16 protein-coding genes are annotated in these 18,496 nt (G+C 63.8%); 10 read left to right on the top strand and 6 right to left on the bottom strand.

Annotation, left to right across the window (positions count from 1 at the left end; genetic code table 11):
* Nucleotides 1-22 precede the first annotated feature (22 nt).
* Together ftsH and RIB52_RS00365 are read right to left on the bottom strand one after the other, a co-directional pair.
* Nucleotides 23-1,999, bottom strand: a complete 1,977-nt coding sequence (gene ftsH, locus RIB52_RS00370) for an ATP-dependent zinc metalloprotease FtsH (RefSeq protein ID WP_350171759.1) — start codon at nucleotides 1,997-1,999, stop codon at nucleotides 23-25.
* A 128-nt stretch (nucleotides 2,000-2,127) separates the two neighbouring features.
* The gene (locus RIB52_RS00365; protein ID WP_350171757.1) at nucleotides 2,128-2,766 is read right to left on the bottom strand and encodes a TetR/AcrR family transcriptional regulator; all 639 of its coding nucleotides are present in this window, start codon (nucleotides 2,764-2,766) and stop codon (nucleotides 2,128-2,130) included.
* A 93-nt stretch (nucleotides 2,767-2,859) separates the two neighbouring features.
* On the opposite strand from RIB52_RS00365, the gene RIB52_RS00360 reads away from it, so the two are divergent.
* From RIB52_RS00360 to RIB52_RS00345, 4 genes are read left to right on the top strand one after another with little or no spacing between them, the layout of a single operon-like run.
* Nucleotides 2,860-3,996, top strand: a complete 1,137-nt coding sequence (locus tag RIB52_RS00360) for an ABC transporter permease (RefSeq protein ID WP_350171755.1) — start codon at nucleotides 2,860-2,862, stop codon at nucleotides 3,994-3,996.
* On the top strand, nucleotides 3,993-4,727 hold the full coding sequence (locus RIB52_RS00355; protein ID WP_350171753.1) for an ABC transporter ATP-binding protein: 735 nt from the start codon (nucleotides 3,993-3,995) through the stop codon (nucleotides 4,725-4,727). The genes RIB52_RS00360 and RIB52_RS00355 overlap by 4 nt, the downstream gene beginning before the upstream one ends.
* Before the next feature lie 45 nt (nucleotides 4,728-4,772).
* Nucleotides 4,773-5,780 carry an efflux RND transporter periplasmic adaptor subunit gene (locus tag RIB52_RS00350; protein WP_350171751.1) on the top strand — a complete coding sequence of 336 codons (1,008 nt, stop codon included), beginning with the start codon at nucleotides 4,773-4,775 and terminating at the stop codon, nucleotides 5,778-5,780.
* Complete coding sequence (locus tag RIB52_RS00345) at nucleotides 5,780-7,237, top strand: efflux transporter outer membrane subunit (RefSeq protein WP_350171749.1); 1,458 nt, start codon at nucleotides 5,780-5,782, stop codon at nucleotides 7,235-7,237. The genes RIB52_RS00350 and RIB52_RS00345 overlap by 1 nt, the downstream gene beginning before the upstream one ends.
* On the opposite strand, the gene RIB52_RS00340 is transcribed toward RIB52_RS00345, so the two are convergent.
* The 3 genes from RIB52_RS00340 to RIB52_RS00330 are packed head-to-tail and all read right to left on the bottom strand — an operon-like array spanning nucleotide 7,205 to nucleotide 9,382.
* Entirely contained in the window at nucleotides 7,205-7,804 is a 600-nt protein-coding gene (locus RIB52_RS00340) for an exopolysaccharide biosynthesis protein (protein ID WP_350171747.1), read from the bottom strand. The genes RIB52_RS00345 and RIB52_RS00340 overlap by 33 nt on opposite strands.
* A 37-nt stretch (nucleotides 7,805-7,841) precedes the next feature.
* A complete protein-coding gene (locus tag RIB52_RS00335) occupies nucleotides 7,842-8,300 on the bottom strand; it encodes a MaoC family dehydratase (protein WP_350171745.1) in 459 nt (152 codons plus the stop codon).
* Nucleotides 8,300-9,382: a CaiB/BaiF CoA transferase family protein gene (locus RIB52_RS00330; RefSeq protein ID WP_350171743.1), complete on the bottom strand. Its 1,083-nt coding sequence runs from the start codon at nucleotides 9,380-9,382 to the stop codon at nucleotides 8,300-8,302. Before RIB52_RS00330 ends, RIB52_RS00335 begins: the two co-directional genes overlap by 1 nt.
* A 187-nt stretch (nucleotides 9,383-9,569) precedes the next feature.
* On the opposite strand from RIB52_RS00330, the gene RIB52_RS00325 reads away from it, so the two are divergent.
* The 4 genes from RIB52_RS00325 (at nucleotide 9,570) to wecB (ending at nucleotide 14,752) form a co-directional block, all read left to right on the top strand.
* Entirely contained in the window at nucleotides 9,570-10,835 is a 1,266-nt protein-coding gene (locus RIB52_RS00325; protein ID WP_350171741.1) for a nucleotide sugar dehydrogenase, read from the top strand.
* Nucleotides 10,832-12,067 carry a glycosyltransferase family 4 protein gene (locus RIB52_RS00320; RefSeq protein WP_350171739.1) on the top strand — a complete coding sequence of 412 codons (1,236 nt, stop codon included), beginning with the start codon at nucleotides 10,832-10,834 and terminating at the stop codon, nucleotides 12,065-12,067. The genes RIB52_RS00325 and RIB52_RS00320 overlap by 4 nt, the downstream gene beginning before the upstream one ends.
* A gap of 244 nt (nucleotides 12,068-12,311) precedes the next feature.
* On the top strand, nucleotides 12,312-13,616 hold the full coding sequence (wecC, locus tag RIB52_RS00315; RefSeq protein ID WP_350171737.1) for a UDP-N-acetyl-D-mannosamine dehydrogenase: 1,305 nt from the start codon (nucleotides 12,312-12,314) through the stop codon (nucleotides 13,614-13,616).
* The gene (gene wecB, locus RIB52_RS00310) at nucleotides 13,613-14,752 is read left to right on the top strand and encodes a non-hydrolyzing UDP-N-acetylglucosamine 2-epimerase (RefSeq protein WP_350171735.1); all 1,140 of its coding nucleotides are present in this window, start codon (nucleotides 13,613-13,615) and stop codon (nucleotides 14,750-14,752) included. The genes wecC and wecB overlap by 4 nt, the downstream gene beginning before the upstream one ends.
* A 10-nt stretch (nucleotides 14,753-14,762) precedes the next feature.
* Here wecB and RIB52_RS00305 read toward each other — a convergent pair whose 3' ends face one another.
* Nucleotides 14,763-15,218 (bottom strand): hypothetical protein, encoded by a 456-nt coding sequence (locus tag RIB52_RS00305; protein WP_350171733.1) that lies wholly within the window; start codon nucleotides 15,216-15,218, stop codon nucleotides 14,763-14,765.
* A gap of 403 nt (nucleotides 15,219-15,621) precedes the next feature.
* Between RIB52_RS00305 and RIB52_RS00300 the strand changes: the two genes are divergently transcribed.
* Entirely contained in the window at nucleotides 15,622-16,242 is a 621-nt protein-coding gene (locus RIB52_RS00300; protein ID WP_350171731.1) for a polysaccharide biosynthesis/export family protein, read from the top strand.
* 4 nt (nucleotides 16,243-16,246) lie between these two features.
* A complete protein-coding gene (locus RIB52_RS00295) occupies nucleotides 16,247-18,442 on the top strand; it encodes a GumC family protein (protein WP_350171729.1) in 2,196 nt (731 codons plus the stop codon).
* The last annotated feature ends 54 nt before the right edge of the window (nucleotides 18,443-18,496 follow it).

Below are 18,496 nucleotides of genomic sequence, written 5' to 3'. Positions count from 1 at the left end.
CATCATGTCTGCGGCGAAGAGGTTAGGCGCCCTGCGGTTCGGGCCCTCCGGTGTCCTCCGCCCCCTTGCCGCCGAAGCGCTTGCCCGCCTTGGGGATCGCCGAACCCTGTGGCGGCCGGGTGAAAGACGGGCCCTTGGGCTCGTTCGGGCGGTCGATCTTGCCGGTATCGAGCAGCGTCTTGATCTCGTCGCCCGTGAGGGTCTCGTATTCGAGCATAGCCTGAGCGAGCAGGTGGAGCTGGTCCTCATGCTTCGTCAGGATGTCGGTCGCCCGCTCATGTGCGCCCTCGACCAGCGACTTGATCTCTGCGTCGATCAGCTTGTTCGTCTCGGCGCCCCCCATGGTGCGCTGGGTCTGCCCCATGCCGAGATAGCCTTCCTGGCTCTGCTCGTACTGCAGCGGGCCGAGCTTCTCGCTCATGCCCCACTTGGTGACCATGTTGCGCGCCAAGTCGGTCGCATACTGGATGTCAGACGAAGCGCCCGAGCTGACCTTGTCATGGCCGAAGATGATCTCTTCCGCCACGCGCCCGCCCATCGCGACCGACAGGTTAGCGTGCATCTTGTCGCGGTGGTAGGAATAGCTGTCGCGCTCCGGCAGGCGCATGACCATGCCCAGCGCACGACCGCGCGGAATGATCGTTGCCTTGTGGATCGGATCCGAGGCCTCTTCGTGGACCGAGACGATCGCGTGGCCGGCCTCGTGATAGGCGGTCATCTTCTTCTCGTCGTCGGTCATCACCATGGAACGGCGTTCCGCGCCCATCATGACCTTGTCCTTAGCGTCCTCGAATTCCTGCATCGCGACCAGCCGCTTGTTGCGACGCGCGGCGAGAAGCGCGGCCTCGTTGACGAGGTTTGCAAGGTCCGCGCCCGAGAAGCCCGGCGTGCCGCGCGCGATCGTGCGCGGGTTCACGTCGGGGGCAAGCGGGACCTTCTTCATGTGCACGCCGAGGATCTTCTCGCGCCCATCGATGTCGGGAACGGGAACCACCACCTGCCGGTCGAAGCGGCCCGGGCGCAGCAGCGCCGGGTCGAGAACGTCGGGCCGGTTCGTCGCCGCGATGATGATGATGCCTTCATTCGCCTCGAAGCCATCCATCTCGACCAGCAGTTGGTTCAGTGTCTGCTCGCGCTCATCGTTGGAATTGCCCAGCCCGTGCCCGCGCGAACGGCCCACCGCATCGATCTCGTCGATGAACACGATGCAGGGGCTGTTCTTCTTGGCTTGTTCGAACATGTCGCGCACGCGGCTCGCGCCGACGCCGACGAACATCTCGACGAAGTCCGAACCCGAAATGGTGAAGAAGGGCACGCCCGCCTCGCCCGCAATCGCGCGTGCGAGCAGAGTCTTGCCGGTACCGGGCGAACCGACGAGCAGCGCACCCTTCGGAATCTGGCCGCCAAGCTTGGAGAAACGCTGCGGATCCTTCAGGAATTCGACGATTTCCTGCAGCTCCTCGCGCGCTTCGTCGATCCCTGCGACATCATCGAAAGTCACGCGGCCCGAACGTTCGGTCAGCATCTTGGCCTTGGACTTGCCAAAGCCCATGGCGCCGCCGCCGCCGCCTTTCTGCATCTGGCGCAGGGCGAAGAAAGCAATACCGAGGATCAGGATGAAGGGCAGCGACTGGATCAGCAGGAAGAGCAGGACGTTCTGCCCTTCGCGCGGCTTGCCCGAAAATTCGACGCCGTTCTCTTCCAGCAGGCGGGTGATTTCCGCGTCATTGGGAACTGGCACGGTCTGAAACGTCTCGTTGTTGCGCAGAGTGCCGGTGATCATGTCCTCGCCAAGCTGGACTTCCTTGACTTCACCTTCGATCACCGCCTCACGGAATTCGGAATAGCGGATCTGCGTGCCCGAGGGCTGGCCGGCATTGCCGAACAGCGAAACGACCAGAAGCAGGCCCAGGAAGATCCCGCCCCATATCATCAATTGCTTCACCCACGGGTTCGGCCCCTCGGGCGGCTGCTGGTTGGGATCGTTCTGTTCGGCCATCGACTGGATTCCTTTCTCACCGCACAATGTAGGTCCGTGCGAATGAATGGCAAGACAATGCGTGCCCCGGTGGATTGTGCGCTTTTTCGCGCGCCCGCTTGCGGATTTTCGATTGCCCGGCCGCCGCGTCAGCGTGCGCCGTAGGCTGCGAGGAAGACCTCGACCGCCCGTTCAATGCGCCCGGCGCTGCCGACCGGATCGGAATGGGCGCCGAAGCGGCGGTCCAGATCTCCCATACCCTTGCACATCGAAACGAACTGTTCGGCAGCGATTCCCGGATCATCGATCGTCAGCTCGCCCGCCGCCGCGGCATGTTCGAGGAAGACTGCGAAAGCGGCCTTCATGCGCCACGGCCCGGCCTCCAGAAAGGCGCGCCCGATTTCCGGGTCGGTCTCGGTCTCGGCCGCGATACGGCGTTCGAACTGGATCATCTCTGGGCGCGAAAGGAATGCGACCATCGCTTCGCCGATCGCTTTCAGACGCTCGCGAATCGGGCCTTCGCCCGATTCGCGAATGCTGAAATGGCCGCGCATCTTCCTGCATTCGCGTTCGACCGAGGCCGCGAAGAGCGCGCGCTTGTCGCCGAAATGGTTGTAGACCGTAACCTTGGAGACGCCTGCATCAGCGGCGACCTGCTCGATCGAGGTGGCGGCAAATCCGTGTTCGAAGAAACTGCCCGTCGCGGCATCTAGGATCGCCGCACGCTTGGCCCGGTCGGCAGGACGGCCGAGCCTTGACGTTGCAGAAGGCGACGGGGCGATTGACAAAATGAACGGCTCCGTTCAATTAAACGACACCGTTCATTATTGGCGCGAATCGCTTCGCCACACAACCCCGCCCCGGACGAAAAGGTCTCCTCGATGCTCTGGATCGCCATCCGCATGCTCACCGGCGATGCCCAGAAATTCTATGGCCTGCTGTTCGGGATCGCCTTTTCCACCCTGCTCATCACCCAGCAGCTCACGATCTTCGTCAACCTTATCGAGCGCGGGGCAAGCGGGGTCTACAACGCGCCCGAGGCGGAAATCTGGGTGATGGACCCGGTAAGCCGAACGACGGAGGTGAACTACGCCATGCCCTCGACCGCGCTCGACGAGGTGCGTTCGGTCGAAGGCGTCGAATGGGCCGTGCCGCACCTGCGCGCCCCCGCATCGGTGCGCACCAGCACGGGTGACCTCGAAGGGGTGGAAATCATCGGGGTGGACGACGCGACCCTTATAGGGCTGCCCGAACGGCTCGTGGTCGGGGACAAGCGCATCCTCTACCAGCCGGATACTGTGCTGATCGACGATTTCGGGGTCTTCAACCTGTTTGGCCCAGACGAGGAAGCGATCGGCGCCCGGCTCGAACTCAACGATCAGCGCGCGGTCATCCGCGGCGTGACCGATGCGATTCCTTCCTTCACCAGCCAAGTCACGCTCTACACCACCTACAGCCGGGCCCTGAATTACGTCCCGGGCACGCGCAACCGGCTGACTTTCGTGCTGGCCGGGCCGGGCGAAGGCGAGACGGCGACAGAGGTCGCCGCGCGGATCGAGCAGCAGACCGGATTGAAAGCGCTGACCCGCCCCGAATTCGCCCAGAACGGGATCGATTTCATCATCGAGAACACCGGCATCCCGCTCAATTTCGGAATCACCGTGGCCTTGGGCTTCATCGTCGGCGTGGCGATCGTGGGGCTGACCTTCAGCCTGTTCATTCGCGACAACATCAAGCAGTTCGGCGCCCTCAAGGCGATCGGCGTAACGAATCGCAAGATCGTGACGATGGTCACGGCGCAGGCGGCAATGGTCGGCTCGATCGGCTATGCGCTCGGCGTGGTCGGGACGGTCGCCTTCATCTGGGGCTTTTCGGGCAATCCCACATTCAAGGGCTTCTATATACCCTGGCAGATCCCGCTCATAAGTCTCGTTGCAGTGGTGATGATCCTTGCCCTGACGGGCTGGGTCGGCCTTCGCAGCGTGCTCAGGACCGAACCGGCGGCGGTGTTCCGGTGAACGCGCCCGCCCCCATTGCCGCCGGATCACGCGAAGCCGCGATCAGCGCGCGCGGCATCACCCGCGATTTCGAGGCCGGACAGACAACCATTCGCGTCCTCCACGGGATCGACACCGACATCCGCTCGGGCGAGCTTACATATGTCGTGGGCGAAAGCGGGTCGGGCAAGACGACGCTGATCTCGATCATGTGCGGCATTCTCTGGCCGACCGAGGGAGAGGTGCGCGTGTTCGGGACCGACATCTATGCCCTGTCCGACACCGAGCTCGTCAATTTCCGGCTGAAGAACATCGGCTTCATCTTCCAGCAATACAATCTCATCCCCTCGATCGATGTCGCCGCCAATGCCGCCATGCCCCTGATCGCGGGAGGCATGGGGCTGGACGAGGCGCGCGAGAGGGCGATGGTGTTGCTGGAGAAACTCAACATCGCCGACCAGGCCGACAAGCTGCCGAGCCAGCTTTCGGGCGGCCAGCAGCAGCGCGTCGCAATCGCCCGCGCGCTGGTCCACGAACCGCGCCTCGTCGTGTGCGACGAGCCGACCGCTGCGCTCGACGCGCGTTCGGGCCGGCGTGTCATGGACCTGCTGCGCGAAGTCGCGGTCGCCCCGGACCGCGCCTGCATCATCGTCACCCACGACAACCGCATCTTCGATCTCGCCGACCGGATCCTCGTGCTCGAGGACGGCCGCGTCACGCATGACGGCAGCGACATGCCGGAGGATCAGTGATGCCCCGCCGCTTACGTTGTCCCCTCTCCATCCGTCGAGGAATGCATGGCCCTTCTCCCCACTAATGTCAGCTTCTCCCGCCAGGTGCTGCCCGTGCTCGCGCTTGTCGGAATGGTGTTCGGTGCGATCTATATCGCCACGACCCTGCCCGACCGCTCCACCAGCGAGCCCGCCGAACAGCCGCCAAAGCCCGCAGGCGAACTGGCAGAGGGGCCGCGCGTGGCGGGCACGGGACTGGTCGAACCGGCGAGCGAGATCATCGACATCGGCTCGGCGCTCTCGGGCCTCGTCACCGCTGTGAGGGTCGAGCCCGGCGACGTGGTGACGGCGGGCGCAACGCTTTTCACAGTCGATCCGCGCGCCGCTCGGGCGCGCCTCGGGGAAGCCGAAGCGGCGATCCGCGAGGCGCGCGCAGCCATCGCCGAGGCCACCGCCGCGCAGGCGACCGCACGCGAACAGCTCGATCTCTATCGCGAGATTGGTGACCCCGCCGCCGTCAGCCGGTCCGAAGTGATCCGCGCCGAGGGCGAGGAGGCCGCCGCGACCAGCCGGCTCGAACTCGCCCGCGCGCGGCTCGCCGCGGCCGAGGCGCGCGCGTCCAGCGTGCGGACCGAGCTCGACCGGCTAAGGGTGCGCGCGCCGATCGCCGGCGAGATCCTTGCAGTCAATATCCGCCCGGGCGAATTCGTCGCGACACAAGGCGGAGGCAGCAGCGTACCCTTCATCCAGATGGGCGAAACCGATCCGCTCCACGTTCGCGTTGACATCGACGAGAATGAGGCGGCGCGGGTCAAGATCGGCGCGCCCGCCATCGTCTCTCCGCGCGGGGCCGCCGAGATACAGGTGCGCGCCAGTTTCGTCCGCGCCGAACCGCAGGTCGTACCCAAGCGGCAGCTGACGAACAGCGCGGCGGAGAGGGTCGATGTGCGGGTGCTCCAACTGATCTACGCCCTTCCCAAGGACACGCCCGAAAGCGACGTCTTCCGGGTCGGCCAGCAGGTCGATGCCTTCATCCCGGCGACCGGCGAACATGATGCAGGCAAGGCGGAATGATGGCACGCCGCCCCGTCAAAATCGCGCTTGCGCTGACTTTGCCATTGGCCGTGGCTGCGTGTGGCCTCAACCCCGCGCCCGAGATCGAGACGCCGCCGCCCCGGCTCGAGGGCGATTTCTTCTACGCGCCCGAGAACGCAGCGGGTGTATCCCTGGCGACGCTGCTGCCACGCGAGGACCCGGCTTTCGCCGCGCTCTCCGATGCCGCGCTGGAAAGCGGGCCGAGCCTTGCCGAAGCGCTCGCGCGGGTCGATGTGGCGCGCGGACGGGCGGAGCGGGCCGGGGCCGAGCGATTGCCCAATGTCGCCGCCGATGCGAGCCTGCGCGAAGAGCGTATCAACCCGGCGCAGTTCGGCGAGGCCGGGGCGAGCGGGCTGATCCCGCGCAACCTCACCCGCTATGGTGCGAATGTCTCGGCGAGCTGGGACCCGGACATTTTCGGCCGGTTGCGCGCGCAGGAACGCGCCGCGCTCGCCCGGATCGATGCGGCGAGCGCGCAGGCGGCAGCGGTGCGCAACGCGTTGCTCTCGGAGATCGCGGGAAGCGTGATCGACTGGCGCACGCTCGAAGAACGCCGCGCCGCGCTCGAGGCGGACGAAGTGGCGGCGCGGCGGCTTGCCGGGCTGGCCGCCACGCGCGAAGAGGCGGGACTCGCCCCCGGTTTCGACCGCGTCCGCGCCGAAGCACAGGCCAGCGCCTCGCTCTCGCGGCTCGCCGCGCTCGAAAGCGAGCGGGTGCGGATCGTCGGGCGGCTGGTAACATTGACAGGCATGGACGCGGCAAGTGTCTCTGCGGCTCTTAACGCGGCCCGCCCTTCAACCGATCTGCCGGACGCGCCGGCGGCGTTGCCGTCCGAACTTCTCGCCAATCGCCCGGACGTGCTCGCGGCCGCCGCCGAACTGGCCGCAAGCGATGCCGATCTCGCCGCCACCGCGCGCGCGCGCTTCCCGCAGTTGAGCCTGTCTGCGGTGATCGGCCTGCTCGCCTTCGATCCCGAAGACCTGTTCGACAACAATTCGATCGTCGGCAACCTCGCCGCCGGGGTGGCCGGACCGCTGCTCGATTTCGGGCGGATCGAGGCCGAGATCGACAGCGCCGCGGCAAGCAAGCGCGCCGCCTTCGCGGCCTATCGCGGAGCGGTGTTCCAGGCGCTCGGCGATGCCGAAGCCGCCTACGGACTGATCGAGGCGAGCGATGCCGAGGCACGGCAGGCAATCCGCGAACGCGATCGGCTCGAGCGCGCTGCCGCGCTCGCCGACATGCGTTACCGTGCGGGGCTGGCCGATTTCCTCACCGTGCTCGAAGCGCGCCGTGCCGCCGATGCTAGCGGCGAACGCGCGGCGGCGGCTCTCGGGCGGGCGCGGCGCGCGCGCGTCGTGCTGTGGCAGGCGCTGGGCGGCGATCCGCCATCCCGGCCTGCGGCCTCAGAAGGCGAGCGAGCTTCCGCCGTAGAATAACGCCCCGATCGCGAGCGCGCCGCCGACCAGCATGACAAGTCCATCGCGCACCAGCATGGCGAGCGAGAGCAGCGCGATGGCAAGGAACGGCCCGGCAGCGGCAAAAGGAACGAGTTCGAGCACGGGTACGAAGCAGCACAGCACGACGATCAACCCTGCGACCACGCGCAGCGCCGGATCGCTGGCGAGTGCGGTGAGCCGTTTCTCGGCAATCGCGTCGAGCACATCCGCGACCTTGTGCAGCTTGCTCTCTCCGCCGACCAGTTTTTCCGATTTGACCGACCGTTCACGGATCAGGCGGGGCAACCAGATAGCCCCGCGCCCGAAGGCCTGTTGCCCGGCGACGAGTGCGATGGAAGCCGCGATGAAGGTCGGAACGCTGGGGATCGTGCCCACCGGTGTGATGCCGATCAGCGCGAGGATCAGCATGAAGGGCGCAAAGCTGCGACTGCCGAATTCCCGCACCAGGTCCCCGACGGCGACTTCGTCCTCGCGCTCGGCGATATCCTCGATGCCGTCCACGACATCCCCGATCGACTTGACGGTGCGCTTCGGATCGCCTGCCATACCCGTTCCTTTCGCAGATGGAACGGTCGGGAAGCGTTTAGGTCCCGGAAGGCCTCCGCTCGAGCAGGGCGGAACGTTCGCAGCGACACACCACTTCGCCGCGCTGATTGAGCATTTCATGGACGAAGGTGACGATCCCCGCCTCGGGCCGCGACTTGCTTTCGCGCAATTCCTTTACCTCGGTGATCGCGTGGAGCGTGTCGCCGATGAAGACGGGCCTGGGTGTAACGACATCGGTAAAGCCAAGATTGGCGACCAGTGTGCCAAGCGTCGTCTCTCCCACCGACAGACCCACCAGAAGCGCAAAGGTGAAGGTCGAATTGACGAGGATCTGCCCGAAACCACTCGCCTTCGCCGCCTCGGCATCGAGGTGGAGCGGCTGCGGGTTGTGGGTCATGGTCGAGAACAACAGGTTGTCGGTCTCGGTCACGGTCCGGCGGATCGGGTGCTCGATCCGCTCGCCCACCTGCCATTCGTCGAAATACTTGCCCGCCATCAGCCCTGCGCCGACCAGCGGGAAACCACTTCGGCCCCGTCCTCCGCGCTGGAACGCACCGCACCCGGCGTCCGGCTGAAGCGCGGCGCAGGGGCGGTGTGCCATTCGCCGTCATGTTCGACGAAAGTGCCGCGCGCCTGCATATGCGGGTGCTCGCGCGCTTCGTCGATATCGAGAACGGGGGCGAAACAGGCGTCCGATCCCTCGAGCAGTTCGCACCATTCATCGCGGGTCTTGGTCTTGAACAGCGCCGCGAGCTTATCCGCGTTCTCGTCCCACTTCGCTACGTCCATCTGCCCCTCGGCGAGCTCCGCCGGCGCGCCCGCCCTGGCCAGCATTTCGGCGTAGAATTGCGGCTCGATCGAGCCGAGCGAGATTTCCTTTCCATCGGCGCAGGTGAAGCAGCGATAGAAATGCGCCGCCCCGCCGAGCATGCCCTTCCCCCTTTCGGTCGTTATGAAGGGTCGGCCGCGCACGCCGAAGAAGAAGCTCATCAGGCTGGTCGCCCCATCCACGATCGCCGCATCGACAACCTGTCCCTTGCCGGACCGCTCCCGTTCGTAGAGCGCGGCCATGATCCCGAAGGCGCAATACATCGAGCCTCCGCCGAAATCGCCGACGAGGTTCTGCGGCGGAACCGGCGGTTCGCCGGTTTTCCCCACGGCGGACAGCGCCCCGGTCAGCGCGATATAGTTGATGTCGTGGCCAGCCGCTTGAGCAAGCGGTCCGTCCTGCCCCCAGCCGGTCATCCGAGCATAGACCAGCCGTTCATTGGCAGCGAGCAATTCGTCCGGGCCGAGCCCGAGGCGCTCCATCACGCCGGGGCGGAAGCCTTCGATCAGGACATCCGCCTTCGCCGCCGCCTCGCGGCAGAAGGCCTTGCCCTCCTCGCTCTTGAGATCGACCGCCACGCGGTGGCGCGCACGTTCGACGACCGGGTTCGAGACCGCAGTGCCGGGCCGCTCGATCCGCACTATCTCGGCTCCGAGATCGGCAAGGAGCATGGCGACATGCGGACCCGGACCGATCCCACTGAATTCGATGACTTTCAGGCCGGAAAGCGGCCCCTGCGTCTCACTCATATGGCAGTTCTCCCTCTTGCAGCCTCTGTGACGCGGACCGTCTGCGCTGGCAAGGCCCGGACCCTCTCTGCGCAAGGCGGGTCGAGCGCGCTCTTGCGGGATGTTCTTTTGTGCATTGCACCATCGCGGGCCTGTTGCTACCCCGCCATCGGCGGGCGTCGCATGGGTCGCGTTCCAGGGGGAAGTCTTGAAAGTAGCAATCTTCGGTCTCGGCTATGTCGGCTCTACCGCCGCCGGGTGCATCGCCAGCCAGGGGCATAGCGTGGTCGGCATGGACGTCAGCAGCGCGAAGGTCGAGACGCTCAATGCGGGTCGGGCACCGGTCTACGAGCCGGGCCTCGGCGAGCTCATCGCCGAGGCCCACGCCGAAGGGCGGATTTCCGCGACGACCAGCCTGGCGAGCGAACTCGACGACTGCGACCTCGCCATAGTCTGCGTCGGCACGCCCTCGGGCGTCGATGGCGCGCACAACATGAGCTTCATCGCACAGGTGACGCGCTCCATCGCCACCGCGCTGAAGCCGGATCGCGAAAAGCCGCTCACCCTCGCCTACCGCTCGACCATGCGCCCGGGCAGCTGCGAGAACATCATCTGGCCGATCCTCGAAAGCCATCTGGGCGACAAGGCAACGAGCGCGGTCGAACTGGTCTACAACCCCGAATTCCTGCGCGAAGCGAGCGCGATCGACGATTATTTCCACCCGCCCAAGATCGTCATCGGGACGCTCGGCGGGAAGCCCTCGGCGAACATGGCGAAACTGAACGAAGGCATCGACGCGCCCGTCTTCGAAGTCGGCCTGCGCGAGGCGGAGATCACCAAGTTCGTCGACAATTCGTGGCACGCGGTGAAAGTCGCCTTCGCCAACGAGATCGGCCGCGTGTGCCAGAATCTCGACATCTCGGCGAAGGCGGTCCACGAAATCTTCAAGAGCGACACCAAGCTCAACATCTCGGCCTATTACACCCGGCCGGGCGGTGCCTTTGGCGGGTCGTGCCTGCCGAAGGATGTGCGGGCGCTGCAATACATCGCCGCCGACACGGGCTCGGCCACCCATCTCGTCGATTCGCTGATCCGCTCGAACGAGGCGCACAAACACCACCAGTTCCTGAAGGCAACCGAAGGGCTGCAGCCCGGCGCGAAAGTCCTTCTGGTGGGCCTCGCGTTCAAGGCGGAAACCGACGACCTGCGCGAAAGCCCGGCGGTCGACATGGCGAGGAAGCTGCTCGAAGCGGGCTACGACCTCGACATCTACGACCCCCAGATCGCGCCCGAAAGCCTCGTTGGGCAGAACCTCGGCTATGCCTATTCGCTGCTGCCGCGGATCGACGACCTGCTCGTCTCCAGGGACGATGCCGAGGCGCGCGATTATGCCTGCGTCATCGCGACCAACCGCCTGATCGAGACGCTCGCGCTCGATGCCCCGCGGATCGTCGATGTCAGCGTGATCCCGTGACGAGCGCCGAGGAAGGCATCCCGGCGATCATCGAGGGCGAGCCGCTGAAAGGCAAGCACGTCCTCATCGTGGTCGAAAACCTTCCGCTGCCCTTCGACCGGCGGGTGTGGCAGGAGGCGCGCACGCTGAAGGCGGCGGGCGCGCACGTCTCGATCATCTGCCCGACCGGCAAGGGACACGAGGCGCGTTTCGAGGTGATCGAGGGCGTTGAGATCCACCGCCACCCGCTCCCGCTCGAAGCCTCGGGCGCATTGGGCTTCCTCGCCGAATACGGCGCGGCGCTGTTCTGGGAGACGGTGCTGGCGTGGAAGATCCATTTCAGGCGCCGGATCGACGTGATCCAGGGGTGCAACCCGCCCGACCTCATCTTCCTCGTCGCGCTGCCCTTCAAGGCGCTGGGCGTGCGCTACATCTTCGACCACCACGACATCAATCCCGAGCTTTACGAGGCGAAGTTCGGCAAGCGCGGCTTCTTCTGGCGGCTGATGGTCCTGTTCGAGAAACTGACCTTCAAGGTCGCGGATGTCTCGATCGCGACCAATGAAAGCTACAAGGCGATCGCCACGACCCGCGGCGGAATGAAGGCGGACAGGGTCCACGTGGTGCGCTCCGGCCCCGACCTATCGCGGCTGAAACTGGTCCCCCCGGTCGATGCATGGAAGAACGGGCGCGCGCACATGGTCGGCTATGTCGGGGTGATGGGCGAGCAGGAAGGCATCGACCTGCTGATCGACGCGGTCGACTTCATCGTGCGGAAAAAGGGACGCGAGGATGTCCAGTTCGTGCTGGTCGGCGGCGGCCCGGCGCTCGCGGACCTTCAGGCTATGACCGCGCAGCGGGGGCTTGCCGACTACATCACCTTCACCGGCCGTGCGCCCGACAAGGACCTGTTCGAGGTACTCTCGACCATGGATCTCGGCGTCAATCCCGACCGCGTCAATGCGATGAACGACAAGTCGACCATGAACAAGATCATGGAATATATGAGTCTGGGCAAGGCGATTGTGCAATTCGACGTGACCGAAGGGCGGTTCTCCGCGCGGGAGGCCTCGCTCTATGCCGCTCCCAATGATGCATGCGACCTGGCGGTGAAGATGCTGGAACTTATCGACGATCCCGCCCGCCGCGAGACGATGGGGCAATACGGTCGGCGGCGCGTGGTCGAGGACTTGAATTGGCAGCACCAGATCTCGCCGCTGCTCGCGGCCTACCGTCAGGCGCTCGGGGACTGATGGCGCGCGTCTTAGCGGCGTTTTTCCTTCCCGCGCGGAGCCCGCTATCATCCTGCTCGGCCCCGAAGTAGACTGCGGTCCCGCAAATCGTGGCCGGTCGCAAGACCCCTGGAAGAACTAGCCCAACAAACCCCGCCCGACTCGCGCTTGCTGCGTCGGCCGAATGGTGAAAGCCGCAGCAAGCCTAACGTGATTTTAAGCCCTACCGGTCCATTGCCTCGCGCAGAACGAAAGCGATGGACCGATGAACGCACCCTTCGAAGCAGCCAAGGCGATAGGGCCCGATGCGGCAAGCGAGGCAATACCCGACCACGAAATCGCGGTCATCGGGCTCGGCTATATCGGCCTGCCGACCGCAGCGGTCCTTGCAACTAGGGGCTGGAGGGTGTGCGGGGTGGACGTCTCGCAGAGCGTTATCGAAACCGTCAATGCGGGCCGCGTTCATATCGAGGAACGCGATCTCGACGGCCTCGTCCGCGAGGCCGTCGCAAGCGAACAGCTGGTCGCGTCGCTGGAAGTGCCCACAGCGCATTTCTACATGATCGCGGTCCCGACCCCGCTCGGTGCCGACAATGCGCCCGACATTGCCTCCGTAGAAGCGGCAGCTCGCGCGATTGCACCGAAGTTACTGCCCGGGGCCTGCGTCATCGTCGAGAGCACATCGCCCGTAGGCACGACCGAAAGTGTCGCCGAAATCATCGCCGGGGTCCGGCCCGATCTTGCCGTACCGCGCTTTGGCGACCGTGAGGGCGGCGACATTGCGCTCGCCTATTGCCCCGAACGCGTCCTGCCAGGAAGGATCGTGACCGAACTGGTATACAACGACCGCGTCATCGGCGGCATTACCCCGGACTGTGCAGGCCGCGCGGCAGCGCTCTACCACAGCTTCGTGAAGGGCGACTGCCTAGTCACCAACGCGCGGATCGCCGAGACGGTCAAGCTGGTCGAGAACAGCTTTCGCGATGTCAACATCGCCTTCGCCAACGAGTTGTCGATGATCGCCGATGCGATGGAGATCGACGTATGGGAGGTGATCCGCCTCGCCAATCGCCACCCGCGCGTCAACGTCCTGCAGCCCGGCCCAGGGGTCGGTGGGCATTGCATCGCGGTCGACCCGTGGTTCCTCGTATCCGGAGCGCCAGACAAGGCCCGGCTAATCCGCACCGCGCGCGAGGTCAACGACCACAAGGCGATCCACACCGAGGAAAGGATCCGCAAACAGCTACGCGCCGCGCGATATGGAAAGGCAGCGCTGCTGGGGCTCGCCTTCAAGCCAGATATCGACGATTTCCGCGAAAGCCCCGCGCTCGAAATCAGCACCTCCCTCGCGCGCGATCTCGGCGAACGCATTCTCGTCGTCGAGCCCTTCGCCGAGCAGCTTCCCGACGAACTGGCCGGCACGGGCGCGAAGCTGGTTACGCTCGACGCGGCGCTGCGCGAAGCGGAGATCGTCGTCGTGCTTGTCGATCACACCGCCTTCCGGCATCTCACACCCGAGGACCTATCCGGGCATATCGTCTACGATACGAGGGGCATGCTCAAGCGATGAGCAAGGGGGATTCCCGGCCGCGCATACTGGTAACCTTCGGGACCCGGCCGGAGGCGATCAAGATGTTCCCGGTCGTCACGGCCCTGCGCGAGACGGGGCGTTTCGACGTGCGCGTGGCGGTCACGGCGCAACATCGCGCGATGCTGGATCAGGTCCTTTCGATCGCCGGGATTGCGCCCGACATCGATCTCGACCTGATGCAGCCGGGGCAGAACCTCGACCAGCTCGCCGCGCGCATCGTCACCCGCTTCGGCGAGGCGCTCGATGCCGAACGGCCCGACCGCGTGCTGGTCCACGGCGACACGCTGACGACGATGATGGCGACGCTTGCCTGCTATTTCCGCCGCATCCCGGTGGGCCATGTCGAGGCAGGCCTGCGGAGCGGGAACATATACGCGCCCTGGCCGGAGGAGGTGAACCGCAAGGTGACAGGTGCGATTGCCGATCTTCATTTCGCGCCCACCGAAGCAGCGGCCGGCGCGCTTCGGGCTGAAAATATCCCGCCCGATCGGATTCATGTCACGGGCAATACCGTCATCGATGCTCTGCTCGAAGCGCGCACCAGAATACGAACGACCCGTGAACTCGCGCCTATGATCGCCAGGCTGCGCGAACGCTTCGCAGGTCGCCGGATCATAGCCGTGACCGCCCATAGACGGGAGAACTTTGGCAAAGGAATGCAGGAGATCGCCTCGGCCCTGCTCCGGCTCGCCGACCGCGACGACATTGCGATCATCTACCCGGTTCATCCGAATCCGAACGTCTCAGACGTAATGCGAGCGGCCTTGGCGAGGATCGACACAATCGCGCTTCTCGAACCGCTCGACTATTTGGGCTTCGTCGCGATGATGGAAGCATGCGATCTCGTGCTCACGGATTCCGGTGGCGTGCAGGAGGAAGCGCCGAGCCTGGGCAAGCCCGTTCTCGTCATGCGCGACACGACCGAACGGCCCGAGGGCGTAGCAGCCGGGACAGCCAAGCTGGTTGGTGCCGACCAGGACCGGATCGTGGCCGAAACGACGCGCTTGCTGGACGACAGGTCGGCCTACGAGGCAATGGCGATGGCTCACTCACCCTATGGTGACGGCAGTTCTAGCCGCAGAATCGCCGACATCATCACGGCCACCTTCGATTGACGCAGGTGGCTCAGTGCCCCCGCCGCAGGATCATGACATAGCGCGCTGCCGCGCCGAGAGCGACGAGCGTGATCCCCACATCGGCGATCCAGTTGAACCTGAACGGACCGTAGAGCACCTTGTCCACGACGTGAAGCGAGGTGATACGCAGCAGGAGCAGTAAAATCATCGCGAGGCCCGCTCCGGCCCCGGCGGCAGACGCGTAATTACGGCGTCCGCGGATCTGTCTCAGGAAGCGAAAGGCCAAGAAAGACAGCAAGGCCGTAAAAAGAACCAAGATGAACGATACGAGCGGGCGCTGGATGGCCTGACGCTGCTGGTACGAGCCCTCTCCGCGCAGGAGTGTACGCAAGCCGTCGCGGATGATTTCCTCAAGGCCAAACATCCGCATCACGATAAGCGCGCCGAACAGCACGGCGAGCAATAGCCAGACATGACGGTGCCAAGTTTGCTGGTGCTGCTGCATGGCGATCCATGTCGCGAAGAGGCAACCGATCGCTGTAACCGAATACAGTCCTACTGCCCCCAAGCTGAGAAACGATGCACCTGTTCCTGCGGACATAACCCTGCCTTTCGAATTGAGTCCTTGCCCAGACTGCAAGCCATTGATCACCGCAGACAAGCAAAATGCCATCGGGCAACGAAATTGCACAAGCGGACAACGCGCGAATGGGCGTCTTTAGGTCGATGTCACGACGCAAGCTTATTGCATCGCAAAAAACCAGCGTCTAAGCGAAATGCCAAGCATCGGAGGGAAATTAATGCCGTTGAGTAGCCCGTTCCCCGCTTTCGTAAAAGCACTCTGCATCGCCTCCACCCTCACGATCGGAGCCTGTGCCTCGACACCTGATCCGCTTATAGGGCCTGCCGTGACCCGCCCAATCGCCGATCTTGGGCAGGCGAGCTATTCCTACACCCGCGACTCTACGTACCTGCTGCGACCCTCCGACAAGATTTCCGTTAACGTGTTCCGCGAACCGGAACTTTCGGTCGAAGAAGTTCGACTTGGCGTAGACGGTAGCGTGTCCCTGCCAATGCTCGGAACCATCATGGCAGCAGGCATGACGACGCGAGCCCTCGAACAGGACGTTACCCGTCGGCTCGCTGCAGCGGGCCTTAAGTCGCCAATGGTCAGCGTGAACATCGCTGATTACGCTTCGCACCTTGTTACGGTCGAAGGAGCGGTCGAGTCTCCTGGCGTTTATGCCTTCCAGCCTGGCTCTCGACTCTCGTCGGCAATAGCCATGGCCAGCGGGCCTCAGCGCACGGCCGACACGAAACAGGTGGCGGTTTTCCGGGAAAGCTCGGATGGCATTTTAATAGCGAAATTCGACTACCAGCAGGTCAGTCAGGGCACTATGCTCGACCCAGTCCTGCAGCCTGGTGATCGGGTGGTGATGGGCACCAACGGCCTTTCGGTATTCTGGCAGGATATGCTTAGGACCATTCCGGTATTTGGCGTCTTCGCCGTGGCCGCGCTGCGGAACTGAACCCATGAATAACAATCAGATACGGCAGGCCGACGCTGGCCATGACAATACATGGGCGGACGCGTATCTCCCGGCTCCTGCTGAGTATGTGCCGCAGGCATCGCCAGCACCGCCAATGTTCGACACCGCCTGGCTACGCGGTGCTCTTTTCCGGCAGCGCTGGGTGATTGGGGTTTCAATTCTCATCGCGCTCGTGACGGGCATCGTCGTATTTCTTCTCACCGAGCCGACTTACGAGGCCTCGGCGACCGTACAAGTCTCCGCGAGGGGTAGTAACATCACCGAAGGTCAGGAAATTCTGGAGACGCGTGAAAAGCTTGATGTAGTGCTTATGACACAGGGCGAAATCATAAAGAGCCGCACTATGGCGTATGAGGTCGCCTCACGGCTAAACGACGGTGCCCTGAACGGGATACTAGGCAAAGATGTGGACGAAAACCGTCCATCCAACCTATCGGATGAGCAGTGGGAAGAACGCAAGCTGACAATGGCAGCCCAAGCCCTTCAGGGCGGAGTCGAAGCCAATATCCCGCAGCAAAGCAAGATTATCGAAATCCAGTATCGATCAGGAGATCCGGTCCGCTCAGCTGCGATCGCCAATGCCTATCTCGATGCATTTGTCGCGTCGGATGCCAAGCGGAACGTTATGAGTAACGCCTATGCACGTCAGTATCTGTCAGAACAGATCGAAGAGGTGCGCGACAAACTCAAGGTCTCAGAAGCCGAGGCGAATGCTTATGCACAAAATGTAGGGATCGTCACACAGGCCACAGAGGAAGGCGAGGCGAGCACGACCATTCGCAGCGCCAATCTCATAAGCATCAACGAGGCGCTCGCTGAAGCGAAGGCGACCCGGATTAAGGCGGAGCAGCGTTGGCGGGCGACTGAGGACGTCCCGGCAACACAATTGCCTGAGTTCCAAAGAAATGCGGCGATCCAGAACCTTGTCGCCGAACGCGCGAGGCTGAATGGCGAACTTAGTCTCCTAATGCAGCGCTACGACGAACAATTCCCCGATGTCGTTGATCTAAAGTCTCGCATCTCGCTACTTGATAGGCAGATCGAAGGGACGTCTGCCGACATCAAGGCAACCATTCGCAACGAGTTCGAAATTGCACGGCGGCAAGAGGCGGCCCTGGAAGGCGAACTTGCTGAGGCTACCGGAGCTGCGATGGAAGAACAGGGACTGACCGGCGAATTCGAAGTACTGGAACGTGAGGCCGCCGCATTAAGAGAGCAATTGAAGAGCCTGCTCGACCGCTATAACGCGGTCAGCACGGCTGCGAACGTGCAAAGCGGCACAGTACTGCCGCTCGATCGTGCTGCTGTGCCCAAATCACCGGTTTCGCCGAAGCTGCTTCGCAACTTGACAGTCTCGTTCGTTATCGGCCTCGCCATTGCCGGCGGGCTTGCTCTGGCACGGGAGATCTTCATCGACCAGCTGCGGCGAGCGGAAGACATCGAAGAAAGGCTTGGCATCCCGTTCCTTGGCCTCACCCCTCTGGTCGACTCGCCATTTGCTGACGACGAGGACTCCGATCAATTCCATACCCTCGTGGAGGCTTATACCTCGATCCGCGGAACCATCGACTACTCGATCCCGCGCGACGGTGTCCTTATCCAGCTAACGAGCAGTCAACCAAGCGAGGGCAAATCGACGACGGCCCTTATACTCGCGGAGCTGTTCGCGCGGATGGGTCGAAAGACGCTTCTTATTGATGCCGACATGAGAAAACCTTCGATCCGCAAGCTCTTGGATGTGCCTGACACTGGGACGGGGCTTACCGAGGTCCTGCTCGGGCATGCGGCCCTAGAAGAAGCCACGATCGAAGGGTTGCACGAAAATTTGAGCGTGCTCACTCTGGGTGGCAAACCGACGAACCCAAGCGAGGCGATCTCCTCCGAGAGGTTCCAACACATCCTGCACGAATGCCGTGGGAAATATTCTCTTGTCATAATCGACACCAGCCCGGTGCTCGGGTTGGCCGATGCGCCGGAGATTGCGAAGCTCGTCGACGGAACAATTTTCGTCGTCCAAGCGAACCGTACTAGCATCAATCAGGCACGTACTGCGGTGAAGCGTCTCTCTGACGTCGGAGGAAAGGTCATCGGTGCCGTACTTACCATGTACAAGGCGCTCGAGGCGGGAGAGGACTACAGGTACCAGTACAGATATTACGAATACGGTTCTTCACGTTAGACAAATCCAGTCATCCCCTGTCGAGCTCGCAGCAGTATTCCTCAAGGAATTGTA

Origin of the sequence: Erythrobacter sp. (genome assembly GCF_040217515.1) — a bacterium.
In the GTDB taxonomy this organism is placed as follows: Bacteria; Pseudomonadota; Alphaproteobacteria; order Sphingomonadales; family Sphingomonadaceae; genus Erythrobacter.
This window is presented reverse-complemented; position numbering and strand designations above follow the sequence as displayed.

Coding starts and splice junctions, on each gene's coding strand:
- RIB52_RS00360 (WP_350171755.1), top strand. CDS start 2,860: ATGCTCTGGATCGCCATCCGCATGCTCACCGGCGATGCCCAGAAATTC.
- RIB52_RS00350 (WP_350171751.1), top strand. CDS start 4,773: ATGGCCCTTCTCCCCACTAATGTCAGCTTCTCCCGCCAGGTGCTGCCC.
- RIB52_RS00305 (WP_350171733.1), bottom strand. CDS start 15,218: ATGCAGCAGCACCAGCAAACTTGGCACCGTCATGTCTGGCTATTGCTC.
- RIB52_RS00330 (WP_350171743.1), bottom strand. CDS start 9,382: ATGAGTGAGACGCAGGGGCCGCTTTCCGGCCTGAAAGTCATCGAATTC.
- ftsH (WP_350171759.1), bottom strand. CDS start 1,999: ATGGCCGAACAGAACGATCCCAACCAGCAGCCGCCCGAGGGGCCGAAC.
- wecB (WP_350171735.1), top strand. CDS start 13,613: ATGAGCAAGGGGGATTCCCGGCCGCGCATACTGGTAACCTTCGGGACC.
- RIB52_RS00340 (WP_350171747.1), bottom strand. CDS start 7,804: ATGGCAGGCGATCCGAAGCGCACCGTCAAGTCGATCGGGGATGTCGTG.
- RIB52_RS00295 (WP_350171729.1), top strand. CDS start 16,247: ATGAATAACAATCAGATACGGCAGGCCGACGCTGGCCATGACAATACA.
- wecC (WP_350171737.1), top strand. CDS start 12,312: ATGAACGCACCCTTCGAAGCAGCCAAGGCGATAGGGCCCGATGCGGCA.
- RIB52_RS00335 (WP_350171745.1), bottom strand. CDS start 8,300: ATGGCGGGCAAGTATTTCGACGAATGGCAGGTGGGCGAGCGGATCGAG.
- RIB52_RS00345 (WP_350171749.1), top strand. CDS start 5,780: ATGGCACGCCGCCCCGTCAAAATCGCGCTTGCGCTGACTTTGCCATTG.